Annotated in this window: 13 protein-coding genes and 1 pseudogene; 7 read left to right on the top strand and 7 right to left on the bottom strand. The window is 71.4% G+C overall.

Translation table 11 applies throughout. The annotated features are described in order from the left end of the window. Positions 1–132 precede the first annotated feature (132 nt). Positions 133–291 (top strand): hypothetical protein, encoded by a 159-nt coding sequence (locus ACSP97_RS36205; RefSeq protein ID WP_440555983.1) that lies wholly within the window; start codon positions 133–135, stop codon positions 289–291. Between the two features lie 113 nt (positions 292–404). Here the strand turns inward: ACSP97_RS36205 and ACSP97_RS36200 are convergent, their stop codons facing one another. The 6 genes from ACSP97_RS36200 to ACSP97_RS36175 all read right to left on the bottom strand — a co-directional run bounded on the left by ACSP97_RS36200 (position 405) and on the right by ACSP97_RS36175 (position 6,083). After that, entirely contained in the window at positions 405–1,547 is a 1,143-nt protein-coding gene (locus ACSP97_RS36200) for an LLM class flavin-dependent oxidoreductase (RefSeq protein WP_355151767.1), read from the bottom strand. Positions 1,548–1,588: 41 nt separating this feature from the next. After that, positions 1,589–2,773 (bottom strand): SfnB family sulfur acquisition oxidoreductase, encoded by a 1,185-nt coding sequence (locus tag ACSP97_RS36195; RefSeq protein WP_440555982.1) that lies wholly within the window; start codon positions 2,771–2,773, stop codon positions 1,589–1,591. Between the two features lie 5 nt (positions 2,774–2,778). Further along, positions 2,779–3,333, bottom strand: coding sequence for an NADPH-dependent FMN reductase (gene ssuE, locus ACSP97_RS36190; RefSeq protein ID WP_440555981.1), 555 nt, complete (start codon positions 3,331–3,333; stop codon positions 2,779–2,781). Between the two features lie 54 nt (positions 3,334–3,387). Beyond that, positions 3,388–4,605 carry an acyl-CoA dehydrogenase family protein gene (locus ACSP97_RS36185; protein WP_355329062.1) on the bottom strand — a complete coding sequence of 406 codons (1,218 nt, stop codon included), beginning with the start codon at positions 4,603–4,605 and terminating at the stop codon, positions 3,388–3,390. Between the two features lie 93 nt (positions 4,606–4,698). Further along, positions 4,699–5,817, bottom strand: a complete 1,119-nt coding sequence (gene sfnG, locus ACSP97_RS36180; RefSeq protein WP_440555980.1) for a dimethylsulfone monooxygenase SfnG — start codon at positions 5,815–5,817, stop codon at positions 4,699–4,701. A gap of 188 nt (positions 5,818–6,005) precedes the next feature. Beyond that, positions 6,006–6,083, bottom strand: coding sequence for a putative leader peptide (locus tag ACSP97_RS36175; protein WP_352234107.1), 78 nt, complete (start codon positions 6,081–6,083; stop codon positions 6,006–6,008). 143 nt (positions 6,084–6,226) lie between these two features. Between ACSP97_RS36175 and ACSP97_RS36170 the strand changes: the two genes are divergently transcribed. After that, positions 6,227–7,171 carry a LysR family transcriptional regulator gene (locus tag ACSP97_RS36170; protein ID WP_355527366.1) on the top strand — a complete coding sequence of 315 codons (945 nt, stop codon included), beginning with the start codon at positions 6,227–6,229 and terminating at the stop codon, positions 7,169–7,171. A 54-nt stretch (positions 7,172–7,225) separates the two neighbouring features. Then, positions 7,226–7,543 (top strand): annotated as a pseudogene (locus tag ACSP97_RS36165) (hypothetical protein); the annotation flags it as partial. A 41-nt stretch (positions 7,544–7,584) separates the two neighbouring features. On the opposite strand, the gene ACSP97_RS36160 reads toward ACSP97_RS36165, so the two are convergent. Further along, the gene (locus ACSP97_RS36160; RefSeq protein WP_440555979.1) at positions 7,585–8,178 is read right to left on the bottom strand and encodes a TetR/AcrR family transcriptional regulator; all 594 of its coding nucleotides are present in this window, start codon (positions 8,176–8,178) and stop codon (positions 7,585–7,587) included. A 105-nt stretch (positions 8,179–8,283) separates the two neighbouring features. Here ACSP97_RS36160 and ACSP97_RS36155 point away from each other — a divergent pair, with 105 nt between their 5' ends. The 4 genes from ACSP97_RS36155 to ACSP97_RS36140 all read left to right on the top strand — a co-directional run bounded on the left by ACSP97_RS36155 (position 8,284) and on the right by ACSP97_RS36140 (position 11,954). Further along, positions 8,284–9,129, top strand: a complete 846-nt coding sequence (locus ACSP97_RS36155; protein WP_440555978.1) for an SDR family oxidoreductase — start codon at positions 8,284–8,286, stop codon at positions 9,127–9,129. A gap of 1 nt (position 9,130) precedes the next feature. After that, positions 9,131–9,907 carry an SDR family NAD(P)-dependent oxidoreductase gene (locus ACSP97_RS36150; protein WP_440555977.1) on the top strand — a complete coding sequence of 259 codons (777 nt, stop codon included), beginning with the start codon at positions 9,131–9,133 and terminating at the stop codon, positions 9,905–9,907. Between the two features lie 656 nt (positions 9,908–10,563). Beyond that, positions 10,564–10,893, top strand: a complete 330-nt coding sequence (locus ACSP97_RS36145) for a hypothetical protein (RefSeq protein ID WP_440555976.1) — start codon at positions 10,564–10,566, stop codon at positions 10,891–10,893. After that, complete coding sequence (locus tag ACSP97_RS36140; protein WP_440555975.1) at positions 10,890–11,954, top strand: hypothetical protein; 1,065 nt, start codon at positions 10,890–10,892, stop codon at positions 11,952–11,954. The genes ACSP97_RS36145 and ACSP97_RS36140 overlap by 4 nt, the downstream gene beginning before the upstream one ends. The last annotated feature ends 296 nt before the right edge of the window (positions 11,955–12,250 follow it).

The following is a 12,250-nucleotide window of genomic DNA, read 5'->3' as shown; positions in this document are numbered from 1 at the left end:
TCGTCCGAGCCATCCGCGACCGCCTCTCGACCGGCACCGGTACCTCAGATCATGTTCCTTTCAATATCAACTCACCGCGCCGCACTTCGTCAATGCGTCGGCACGGCCGGGTACCGGGCGGATGACGTTGTCGTGCGGCACCGAGGTGTGGGGCACAACGGCGGCGTCCAGGGTTCCGTCTCGCAGACCATGGCGACGGCGGGCGGTGATCACCTGCTGTCGCTGAACCTCAACGGCGGCCGGAACGTCCACGAACAGCGGGTCGTCAACGGCGAGTTCCGCGGCGCCTGATCCGCGAGAACATCCCTTTCGACCGGATCGGCCGCGGTGGCTGCTTCGCCACCGCGGCCGATCCGGCGGATTCACCGGAGTACAGCGAGACCGGCCGAGGTCCCCGGCCTGCCTCAGCTCGCGAAGGGCACCTGTGCCGCCTGTTGTGGCCGGGGGGTGTGCGGGTGGCGCCACAGTCCCTGGGCCGCGAGCCGCGGCAGCACACCCTCCCCGAACCAGTACGCCTCCTCCAGGTGCGGATAACCGGAGAGCACGAACTCCTCGATGCCGAGGGTGTGGTACTCCCGGATCCGTTCGGCGACCTCCTCGTGGCTGCCCACCAGCGCGGTGCCCGCGCCGCCGCGGACCAGGCCGATGCCGGCCCAGAGATTGGGGTGGATCTCCAGACCGTCCCGGCTCCCTCCGTGCAGGGCGAGCATGCGCCGCTGCCCCTCCGACTCGCTGCGGGCGAGCCCGGCCTGCACGGATCGCACCGTCTGCGGGTCGAAGCCCGCCAGCAGACGGTCCGCCTCGGCCCACGCCTGTGCGGAGGTGTCGCGGGTGATGACGTGCAGGCGGATGCCGAAACGGACGGTACGGCCCTCCTCGGCGGCCAGTTCCCGGATCCAGGCGATCTTCTCGGCGACCTGGGCGGGCGGCTCGCCCCACGTGAGGTACACGTCGGCGTACCGGGCGGCGACCTCGCCCGCCACCGGGGAGGAGCCTCCGAAGTACACCTGCGGCACCGGGTCGGGCACCCGTGCGAGCCGGGCCTCCTCCACCCTCAGATGCTCGCCCGCCAGATCGACCGTCCCGCCCTCCCACAAGGCCCGCACGATGTGCAGGAACTCGCCGGTACGGCGGTAGCGGGCGTCCTTGTCGAGGAAGTCGCCGTAGGCGCGCTGTTCGTGGCTCTCGCCGCCCGTGACGACGTTGAGCAGGAGCCGTCCGCCGCTCTGCCGCTGGAAGGTGGCGGCCATCTGTGCGGCGAGCGTGGGGGAGACGAAGCCGGGGCGGAAGGCGACGAGGAATTTCAGGCGCTCGCTGTGCTGGGACACCATCGCCGTGGTCAGCCACGCGTCCTCGCACCAGGCGCCGGTCGGGGTGAGCGCACCGACGAACCCCAGATCCTCGGCCGCGCGGGCGATCTGGCTCAGGTAGGCCACCGTCGGCGGCCGGTCCCGTCCCGACGGGGTGGCCGGGGTGCCGTGGCCGCCGCCGACGACATGGCGGCTGTCGCCGTTGGTGGGGAGGAACCAGTGGAAGGTGAGGGACACGAAAACTCCGATCTGCAGGTCCGCCGCGGGCAGCCGGCTCGCTAGAGCAGGCCGTGGCGTGGCGGTCGGGTGCCGTTGAGCACGTATCGGCCGATGTGCTGGATCTTCCAGCGCGCCGGGTCGTGCAGGGTGTGGGTGCGGGCGTCGCGCCAGTGGCGGTGGAGGTTGAGCGAGTCGAGGGCGGCCCGGGTGCCGGCCACCTCGAACAGGGCGCCGGCCACTTCCACCGCGGTGTCGGCCGCGTGGGCCTTCGCGGCGGCCACGGCGATCGACGCCTCGGCCGCGGAGTCGTCGGTCAGGCCGGTGCGTGCCGCGTCCACCGTGCGGGCGGCTTCGCGCAGCAGCGCCTCGGACGCCCGCACCCGCAGGGCGAGTTCACCGAACCGCTGGATGAGCAGCAGGTCCTCGGCCGCCGTTTCGGTGCCGCTCTCGAACCAGGGCCGGCTCTTGGTGCGGACGAACGCGGCGGCTTCGGTCAGGGCGCCCCCGGCGATCCCCGTGTCGATCGCGGCGTGCAGCAACTGGGCCACCGCGCCGTGCAGCTGGGGTCCGCGGAAGGTGAGGTGATGGGGCAGGACACGGTCGGCCGGTACGGGCACGGCGTCGAGCCGCACGGTGCCGCTGGCCGTCGTGCGCTGGCCCATGCCGTCCCAGTCGTCGATCACGGTGAGGCCGGGCGCGTCCCGCGGGACGTACGCCACGTGCAGCTCGTCGTCCTCGGCGCGGGCGAGGACCGGGATCCAGTCGGCGAACAGCGCACCGGTGGCGTAGTGCTTGACGCCGGTGAGGACGTAGGAGCCGTCGGGGCGCGGTGTCAGGCGGGTGCGGATGTCCTGGACGTGCCGGGTGCCCGCCTCCGACTGGGCGTTGCCGAAGCGGCGCCCGGCGAGGACCTCGGCGAAGAAGAACTTCCGCTGTCCCTCGGTGCCCTGGCGGCGGACGACGTTGACGTAGACGAAGTGGCTCTGCGGGATCTGGGCGAGGCTGCCGTCGGCCGACGCCAGCAGCCGGAAGATCTCGGCGAGGGTGAGCGCGCCGACGTCGGCGCCGCCGTGTGCGGCGGGGACGGTGACGGCGAGCAGGCCCGACGCGGAGAGCTTGTCCACCTCGGCGCGCGGCAGGCGGCGTTCGGCGTCGCGGGCGGAGGCGCCGGCGCGGAACTCCTTCGCCAGGGCTGCGGCGACGGTGAGGGCTTCGGCGTCGTCGGCGATCACATGCGCGGTCATGGGGCTCAGCCCGCCGCCGCGAGGAGCGGGCTGCGGCCCAGCGCCGCCGAGAACTGGTCGACCACCCGGGCCAGGGCCTCGTCGGCTGGGGCGGCCACGGCGAGGGAGCCGTCGTCGCGGACGGTGATGTCCCGGTCGAGGGTGAACCAGCCCTGCACGATGTGCGCCGCGCCCATGGAGCTGAGGACGGGACGCAGCGCGTAGTCGATGGCCAGGACGTGCGCGGTCGATCCGCCGGTGGCCAGCGGCAGCACGGTCTTGTCGGCGAGGGCGTACTGCGGGAGCAGGTCGAGCAGTGCCTTGAGGACGCCGGAGTACGACGCCTTGTAGACGGGTGTGGCGACGACGACGCCGTCCGCGCGGGCGAACAGCTCGGCGGCCTCGACGATGGCGGGATGCCGGAAGTCGGCGCCCAGCAGGGCCTCGGCGGGAACGGTGCGCACGTCCAGCGCGATCACGTCGTGGCCCTGCGCGAGGAGCCGGTCGTCGAGGTGGCGCAGCAGGCGCTGGGTGCGGGAGGAGACGGAGGGGCTGCCGGAGACGGACAGGACGGTGGCCATGGGTCCTCTTTCTGGGCGGGCGGGGCGCCCGTGCGGCGGGCGCCCCCGGGGCGGTCAGGAGTACCAGGTCGGTTCGGGCAGTTCGCCCTCGAGGACCCAGCGGCCGACCTCGCGGCGCTTGTAGGCGACGGGGTCGTGCAGGGTGTGGGTGCGGACGTTGCGCCAGAAGCGGTCCAGCCCCTCGGCGGTGGTCGTGGAGCGGGCGCCCGTCACCTCGAAGATGCGGCTGGTGACTTCCAGGGCGACGTCGGTGGCGCGCGCCTTGACCGCGGCGACCCGCACCTCGAACTCGCCGCGCGCCTGCTCGGTGACGGCGTCGGGGTCGTCGTGCAGCTTCTGGCCCTCGGCGGCGACGGCGTCGGCGAGCGCCTCGGCCGCCCACAGCTTCGCGGTGAGATCGCCGTAGGTGTCGATGACGTACGGCTCGTCGACCGCCCGCTCGTGGCCGCCGTGCAGCCAGGGCCGGGTCTTGTTCCGGGTGTAGGTGGCCGCCGTCTCCAGCGCGCCCCCCGCGATGCCGAGGTAGAAGTTGACGAAGACGAGCTGGATGGTGGGCACGTTGAGGGTGTTGTAGGTGCGCGCCTGGAACTGCTTGTCGACGTAGCCGGCCGCCGAGGACCACGGGGTGCGCACGCCGTCGATGGTGACGCTTCCGCTCTCGGTCAGCCGCTGGCCGATGTTGTCCCAGTCGTCGTGGAAGGTCAGGCCCTCGCTGTCGGAGGGCACGATCGCGAAGACGTGCTGGTCGGTGCCCTCCAGGACGCCTTCGAGGACGGTGACGTCGGAGACCTTGCTGCCGGTGGAGAAGGTCTTGCGGCCGGTGAAGACGAGGTCGTCGCCGTCTTCCGTGACGACGACGTCGTTGTCGCGCGGGTTGACGGCCCCGCCGAAGAACCAGCGGTTGCGCGCGGCCTCGGCCTCGACGTGCTCCCACTGCTCGCGGGTGCCGACCAGGCGGGCGGCCCAGTTCCACAGGTAGTGGTAGCCGAGGAGCTGGCCGATGGAGCCGTCGGCCTTGGCGACCTCGCGGACGACGCGGTAGGCGGTGGGCCAGTCCTGGCCGGCGCCGCCGTGCTCGACGGGCCCGAGCAGAGTGACCAGGCCCGAGTCCTTCAGCAACTCCACCTCGGCGTACGGGGTGGCTCCGGCGCGGTCCCGGGCGGCGGCGTCGGTGGCGAGGACGGCGGCGACCTCGGCGGCGCGCGTGATCCAGTCCTGGGCGGTCGTCGGGGTGGGGCGGTTCTGCCAGGCGGTGGCCGTGGGGGTGCTCATGCGGGTGACCTCTTTCGTGGTGCGGTGGGGTGCGCGGCGGTGCGGGTGCGGTATCGGGGAAGGGGAGGGGGTGAGGCGGAGCCGGTCAGGAGATCAGGCATGCGCGGGCGCGGGGCGGGGCTCGTCCTCGGGGAGTTGCGCCTCCAGTTCGCGGACGAGGGGCAGCACGCGCTTGCCGAAGTAGGCGACCTCCTCGTGGTAGTGCAGGAAGCCGAGGAGCAGGAGGTCGACGCCGAGGCGGCGGTAGGCGACGATCCGTTCCGCGATCTGTTCGGGGGTGCCGATCAGGCCGGTGCGGAAACCGTCGTTGTACTGGACCAGGTCCTCGAAGGTGGAGTCCTGCCACATGCCCTTGCCGTCGGCGGTGGACCGGCCCGCCTGCCGTACGGCGGCGCCGAAGCCCTCGACGGCTTCGGAGTCGGCCTTGGCGACGATCTCGCGGAGGGTGTCGCGGGCCTCGGCCTCGGCGTCGCGGGCGATGAGGAAGCCGTTGAGGCCGAACCGGGGCGCCGTGCGGCCCGCCTGGTCTGCCGCGGCGCGTACGTCCTGGATCTGCTCGACGACTCCGTCGAAGTCCTTGCCGTTGGAGAAGTACCAGTCGGAGACCCGGCCGGCCATCCGGCGGGCGGCCATGGAGTTGCCGCCCTGGAAGATCTCCGGGTGCGGACGTCCGGGAGAGCTGAGGGGTTTCGGCTTGAGGGTGAAGTCCCGCAACCGGTAGAAGTCCCCGGCGAGTTCGGTGTGGTCCTCGGTCCAGATCTGGCGCAGGGCGCGAATGAACTCCTCGGAGCGGCGGTAGCGTTCGTCGTGCTCCAGCCAGGGCTCGCCGAGTGCGGTGAACTCGTCCTTGAACCAGCCGCTGACGACGTTGACGGCGAAACGACCGCCGGACAGGTGGTCGGCGGTGGCGCCCAGTTTGGCGAGGACGCCCGGGTGCCACAGGCCGGGATGAACGGCGGCGATCACCTTCAGGCGCTCGGTGGCGAGGAGCAGGGCGAGGCTGAAGCTGGTCGACTCGTGCTGGTACTCGGCACCGTAGCTGGCCATGTAGCGAACCTGGCTGAGCGCGTACTCGAAGCCGTTGTTCTCGGCGAGGACGGCGAGTTCGCGGTTGTAGTCGTACCCCCAGTCGGTGCGCTGTTCGATTGTGCTGGTGACCAGTCCCCCGCTGACATTGGGGACCCAATAGGCGAATTTCACGGGCGCGGGCATACGGAACTCCTGTTGCTGAATTCTGTGCGATCTGGGACGCCATATCCCGGTGAAAGGAAACGCCACATCACTCGCATGAGCAGGCGCGTACGAGCACCGCTTTGTCGCGACGGCGCCGACGGGAAAGCGGCAGCGAAGTGTGCGACGAAAGCCGTGGCGTGGACAGGGAGCGGCGGATCCCTCGGGGGTCAGGCCGCTGAGCGACAGGAGGCGCTGGAAACGCGCGCGAGGTCGACATGGCGTCGCCGCGTGAGGTCCAGTCGCATCGTCATGCCGCCGATCGTGGCAGCCGCCGGTCGAGGCCGTTAAGGGAAACCCGACCGGTTTCACGGCGGGCACCACTGAATTTCACGAAGGTGTGACAGGGAAACCCTTGAACAGCTCCTCACGCGAGGGGAATTCTGCTGCCGTGCGAACGGAACAGCTGGAATACATCGCCGCGGTGACCAGGCTGGGCTCGCTGCGCCGGGCCGCGGAGGAACTGCGCCTGTCCCAGCCTGCGTTGAGCGAGACCGTCAGGAACCTGGAACGCGAACTCGGCGTCGTCCTCCTGGAACGCAAACGCTCCGGGGCGACGATGAGCGCGGAGGGCCGCGAACTGCTGCCGCACATCGTCGGCGTCCTGGAGGCGGTGGACCGGCTGCGGGCCGCGGCGGGCGAGCAGCACCGCGTCAGCCGCATGGTGCGGGTGGCAACGGTGAACGCGGCGACCGTGCCGCTGCTCGTTCCGGTGGTGCGTGCCTTCCGCGCCGCACACCGCCTCACCCAGGTCGAGGTGGTCACCGCGCAGCAGACGGAGATCCACCGGGCCCTGACCGAGGGCGGCTTCGACCTCGGCCTGGTCAATCACCTGGAAGGCGACGACATGCCGGCCGCGCTGGAGTCGACGCAGCTCCTGCACGGTCGGCCGGTGGTGTGCGTACGGCCCGACAGCCCGCTCGCCTCCCACCCCGAGGTGACCGTGGACGACCTGCTGAGCCAGCCCCTGATCGCCATGCGCTCCGGTTACGTCATGCACCGGTACGTGCACCGGCTGCTGAACGGCCGTACCCCGTCCTTCTCGTACTCCACCGACGGGGCGGAGATGGGCAAGCTGATGGTGGCGGAGGGACTCGGGGCCACGGTGCTGCCGGACTTCAGCGTCGTCGGGGATCCGCTGGAGCGGCTGGGTCACATCACCTACCGGCCACTGGCGGGCGCCGGGACACGGGTGCTGCTGATGCTGCAACTGCGCAGGGCCGCGTCCGTACCGCGGGCGGCACGCGCACTGCGCGAGGAGTTCCTGCGCCGAGCACAGGAACTGGGCGGCACGCTGAGTCCGCCGGAGGGCCGGCCGTCCGACGGGGCGGACTGAGCGGCCCGTCGCCGCAAGGCGGAGATCTGTCAGACGAGCGGCCCTGTCCGCAGCCACGAGGCCCTCCTCGGCGAGCCCCGCGGCGCGAACGCCCTGGACTTCTCCCGCGTGGCGGTCGGCGGCTCCCATATCCGGGCATCAAAGGGGGAGCCAAGACCGGACGAAGGCCCGTTGACCGGGGCAGGAAGGCCCGTTGACCGGGGTAGGGCGGCCAGCAAGCATCATCTGATCACCGACGCCACGGGCATTGCGCTCGCCGCGACACTGACCAGCGGCAACCGCAATGACGCCACCCGGTCGGCCCCTCTCCCCCAAGCCGTACCGCCCCATGACGACCGCACCTCTACAGCAGCCGCCCCACGACGGTGGCCACACCCTCCTCAACGCCCGCCGGCTTCGGCACGTTGCCGGTGTCAGCCAGTCCGTAGACCGTCGAGGAGAACGGTCAGCACGGATTGGTGGCCGTGTGCGGGATCGGACTCAAGGCCCAGCACGCATCCCTGTACCGCGGGGGCGCCGGTCAGCCGCAGCACTTCCTGCCAGGCCAGATCCCGGCGGAGGCGTCCCTGGTCCTGAGCGCGCTCGATGACGCTGCGGGCGAGGCCGAGGAGTTCCTGGCGCTGCTCGGCGACGGCGGGGCCGCCGTGCTGGTCGAGAGAGCCGGACAGTCCCGCGTTCTGGGCGGTGTGCAGGGCCAGGCCGGTGAACAGCAGGGAGAAGCCCTCCCAGGCGTCATCGCAGTCCAGTGCCCGATGTGCGGTGTCGATCAGTTCGGTGAGGATGTCGCTCAGCACCGCCGCCATGAGCTGGTCGCGTTCGGGGTAGCGCCGGTAGACGGTGCCCACGCCGACGCCGGCTTCCCGCGCGATCTCGTGGTAGCTGACGTCCAGCCCGTGAGAGGCGACGGCACGTCGCGCTGCCGCCAGCACGCGGGCGGCGTTGCGCTGGGCGTCGGCGCGTACGGGCATCGCCGTCCCCTGGGTCGCTGCAGGCTGCTGCATGTTCATCACCCCATCCTATCCGCAAGTGGACAGCCTCTGTCCGCTTCCTCTACGCTCCAAAGAAACGGACAAGATTGGTCCGTTTGCTGGCTCGTGCGAGAGGTGTGTGGCATGGGATCCCGTGTATGGCTGGTCACCGGCGCGTCCGGCGGGCTGGGCCGGGCCGTGGTCGGTGAGGTTCTGAGTGCAGGTGAGCGAGTGATCGCGGTCACGCGTGACGATGGGCCGCTGCGACCGCTGACCGCCGCCTTTCCCGGGCGGCTGCGCACCGTGAGCGTGGACATCACCGACGCCGGTGCGCTGCGTGCGGTACTGGATGACGCGATCACCGGGTTCGGGCGCCTCGACGTCGTCGTCAACAACGCCGGCTACGCGCTGGCGGGTCCGTTCGAGGAACTGGACGACATGGAGCTGCGCGCCCAGTTCGAAGTGAACTTCTTCGCCGCCGCCAATGTCCTGCGTGCTGCTCTGCCCTACCTGCGCGCGGCGAAAGCGGGCCGTGTGCTGCAGATCAGCTCGCTGGCAGGGCAGATCGGCGCCCCGGGGATGAGTGCCTACACGGCCAGCAAGCACGCCCTCGAAGGTCTGAGCGTCTCACTGGCCGCCGAACTCGCGCCGCTGGGCATCCGGGTGACGATCGTGGAGCCCGGAGCAGCCCGCACCGACTTCCGCGCCAACTGGGCGAGCCGGCTGCCCAGCAGCGCCGCCCTCCCGGACTACCTCCCCGTGCACGAAGCACTGGCGCGCTCCGCCGGCGCCGTGGGAGGGCAGGTCGGCGACCCCGCCCGCATGGCCCAGGCCCTCGTCGCCCTCGCCGATATGCCGAGCCCCCCGCTGCGCCTTCCTCTCGGCAGCGATGCCCTCGCCGGCATCGACAACGCCCGCAGCGACCAACTCGAAGAGCTACGCCGGTTCGCGACCCTGAGTGCTTCCACCGACCACACGAAGGCGATCTGACATGTCCGAGCACCACACCACCAGCCGTTTCGCCGTCGTCACCGGCGGCAGCGGGGGCCTTGGCCTGGCCATCGCCGATGCCCTCGCCCACGACGGAGCGGACCTGATTCTTGTCGCCCGCAACCGCGACAGGCTCAAGGCCGCCGCCAAGGAACTCGGCCGGCACAGCACCGTCGTGCACACCGTGCCCGCGGACCTCTCCGCGCCCGATGCCCCCGCCCGGATCGCCGCGCACGTCAGAACCCTGACAGACCGGGTCGACACCCTCGTCAACAACGTCGGCACCGCACACTTCGCCTCCCTCGCCGACACCACGCTCGACGAGATGAACACCATGTGGTACCTCAACGTCCAGGTGCCGCTGCTGCTGAGCCAGCAGCTCCTGCCCGCTCTCCTGAACGCTCGGGGAAACATCATCAACATCAGCAGCTACTGGGCCCGCAAAATGGTCGCCGGCCGTCATTCGGCCGCTTACTCCGCCACCCGCGGAGCGCTCAACTCCATGACCCGGGCACTGGCCAGTGAACTCGGCCCCCGAGGCATCCGGGTCAATGCCATCGCTCCCGGCGCCGTCCGCACTCCCACGTACGAACGCTCCTACCTCTCCCCCATGACCGCAGAGGAACGCACCGCACACGACCAGCGGATCGAGCACTCCTATCCCCTGGGGCGCCTGGGCACTGCCGAGGACGTCGCCACCGCGGCCGCCTACCTGGCCTCCGCCCAGTGGACCACCGGCACCGTCCTCGCCGTCGACGGCGGCCTCACCACCCGCTGACTCCGGCAAGGTTGCTGAGGCCGTGTCAATCCAACGACCGGTCCTGCCTGTCGAGTGGCCAGTCGTCGCCCCGGGGCCAGACGCCCCCGAAGCCCTTCGCGACGATCCCTTTGGCCTGCGCGCCGCGAGCCGGGCGGCCAGGACCGCTGCCCAGCCGACGGGTGCCGGGTTCGCCGCCTTCGGCCCCTTCCACCAGGCGGACCCGGACCGGCTGCGCCGGGAGATCACGGTCGGCGTGACCGCGGTCGCCGACATCAGCTGTGCCTTCATCGGCCAACTGCGTGCCGCGGACCGGGGGGTACTGGTCAACGTGGCGAGCATGGCCGCCCACCCACTGCCGCAAGCGGTGTGGTGGCCACTGCTGGTGGGGTCGGCGCCGTTCATTCCGCAGAGCCATGGACATACTCTCCCGGCGGTTGCCGCGACACCCGGCCTTGCGCGGTGGCTTGTCGACCCAAAGCCCGCGAAGGTACATTCTTTCCGGGCGATCCACAGACATGGCTCCGGTATCGGCCGAAGCGTCGCGGCCCGGCCAGGGGGTCGGAACCGAACGGCCGGATACGGGCGTCGAGGCCACCATGAAGGACCACCCAGACGGCACTGATCTCCCAACGGATCCGCGGAGCAGCGCGGTTCCGCTCAAGGGCCGCGAAGAAATGCCAGCCGGCTGCCGCGGTCCGCTCCGCGCGGACAGCGAGCGCTGCCGGCCCCCGGCCCTCCCGCACAGCATCCTGGCGGGGTACGCGGCCGGACCGCGCGCCCCGCAGCCGGACGCCAACAGGGACGAGATCCATACGGCCACCACCCGCTGTCCCGCACCGGCGGGGACGGCGAGGAACATCGTGGGGACGGCCATCGGCCTGCCGGTCAGCTCCTCCCCCAAGTGGTGGCACCGGACCCACCCGGACCGCTCGCGGGCCTGGTCCACCGCCAACCACGAATCCGTGGAACGGGAACGTGCGGCACGACGAGCGGCAGCCCTGTGATCGGTCCGGACGACCACTGGGCCGGCAACTCCGTCATCGCCGAGGGCCTGAGGATCACCAGGGACAACCGGCGTCCCGTGTTCGGCTCCGCCTGCCTGGCCAGCGCGGCCGCGCTGCTCGTCGGCGGAGGAATCGTCGCAGGCGCGTTCGCCGCGTCATGGGGCCTCTTCCTGGAAGCCGGAAAAGCCGCCGAGCGCTCCATCGACTACGAGGAGTCCTACGTCGCGTACGCCGACCAGTGGGACGACCTCGTCAAGGTCGCGTTGTGCGTGTATCCGCTGCTTGTCCTGGTCGCGTTGGCCTTGATCGCCTGGTTGCTCACCGCCCAGGCCGTCACCGTCGCGCACGCGCGGGAACACCCGGCGGCGGGCACGGCCCCCGGCACGCTCACCCTCCGCACCCTATTGCGCCGCTCCCGCCCGCACCTCAAAGCCGCCCTCCGCATCCAGCTGCTCACCCTGCTGTGCGCCCTCCTGCCGGGGCTGGCGGGCCTGCTCGTCCTGGCCGCCGTCGCCATGGAGAAGGTGCCCGGCGTCGTGTGGCCCACGTACCACGAGCCCGCGACCGTGCAGTTCATCCTGGTGGGCCGGATCCTGCCTGCCGTGATCTGGGCACTCGGGCTCGTCCTCCTCTCCCGGTTCGCACTGGCCACCGCCGTACGGGTGGCGGACAACTCCACCGCGACGGCCGCGATGCGCCGTTCCTGGACGCTGACCCGTACGGCACGTCTCCACACCACCGCGATCTGCCTGCTGAACGCGGTCGCGGTCACCGTCGCCTTCACGCTGCTGAAGTGGCTCGGGACATACGTGGCGCACTGGGCCGGGCTGCTGATGCTGGCCACCACCGGGAACAACGTGTGGGTCACCGGCGTCCTCGTCATCATCACCCCGATCGCGGTCGCACTCGTACTGCTGCCCCTGGTCCTGGCACCGACAGGCGTCGTGCTCGCGTGCCTGCACCAGCGGCTCAACGGCAGCACGGGGAGAACCCGGGTGCCGTCCGGTGCCCCGAGCAGCAGCACAGCATCCCCACCACGGCCTCCGCGAACAAACTACTGACCGGCACGGCGCCTCTGCGGGCGCTACGTCACGCCGACGCGATCAGGGGGTGCGGCGCCGGCGCCGCATGCCCCCCGGGGGGCCGTGGGCAGTTCCTGGTGCCTTCCCCTCGGTGCGGGCGGCGGTCTCCGGTGGCTGCGCCGGCGCGACATCGGCGGGCCCGGCCGGCGCCGCTCCTGCACCGCGACGTCCTGGACCGCCGGGCAGGAGCCGGCGTGCGCAGAGCAGACGCCGCGGCCCGGGCGGAACCGCGACGGGCGGGAGACGCCGGCTGGGCCCGTGGATGTCCGAGGCGG

Source organism: Streptomyces sp. SCPE 10 (assembly GCF_051980735.1).
GTDB classification, from domain to species: Bacteria; Actinomycetota; Actinomycetes; order Streptomycetales; family Streptomycetaceae; genus Streptomyces; species Streptomyces misionensis.
Note: the sequence above shows the minus strand (reverse complement) of the source record. Positions and strands in the feature narration are given on the sequence as shown.

Excerpts from the sequence above, each read along its gene's own strand:
- ACSP97_RS36175 (WP_352234107.1), bottom strand. The coding sequence starts at position 6,083 with ATGCGACTGGACCTCACGCGGCGACGCCATGTCGACCTCGCGCGCGTT.
- ACSP97_RS36150 (WP_440555977.1), top strand. The coding sequence starts at position 9,131 with ATGTCCGAGCACCACACCACCAGCCGTTTCGCCGTCGTCACCGGCGGC.
- sfnG (WP_440555980.1), bottom strand. The coding sequence starts at position 5,817 with ATGCCCGCGCCCGTGAAATTCGCCTATTGGGTCCCCAATGTCAGCGGG.
- ACSP97_RS36155 (WP_440555978.1), top strand. The coding sequence starts at position 8,284 with ATGGGATCCCGTGTATGGCTGGTCACCGGCGCGTCCGGCGGGCTGGGC.
- ACSP97_RS36185 (WP_355329062.1), bottom strand. The coding sequence starts at position 4,605 with ATGAGCACCCCCACGGCCACCGCCTGGCAGAACCGCCCCACCCCGACG.
- ssuE (WP_440555981.1), bottom strand. The coding sequence starts at position 3,333 with ATGGCCACCGTCCTGTCCGTCTCCGGCAGCCCCTCCGTCTCCTCCCGC.
- ACSP97_RS36145 (WP_440555976.1), top strand. The coding sequence starts at position 10,564 with ATGCCAGCCGGCTGCCGCGGTCCGCTCCGCGCGGACAGCGAGCGCTGC.
- ACSP97_RS36160 (WP_440555979.1), bottom strand. The coding sequence starts at position 8,178 with ATGAACATGCAGCAGCCTGCAGCGACCCAGGGGACGGCGATGCCCGTA.
- ACSP97_RS36195 (WP_440555982.1), bottom strand. The coding sequence starts at position 2,773 with ATGACCGCGCATGTGATCGCCGACGACGCCGAAGCCCTCACCGTCGCC.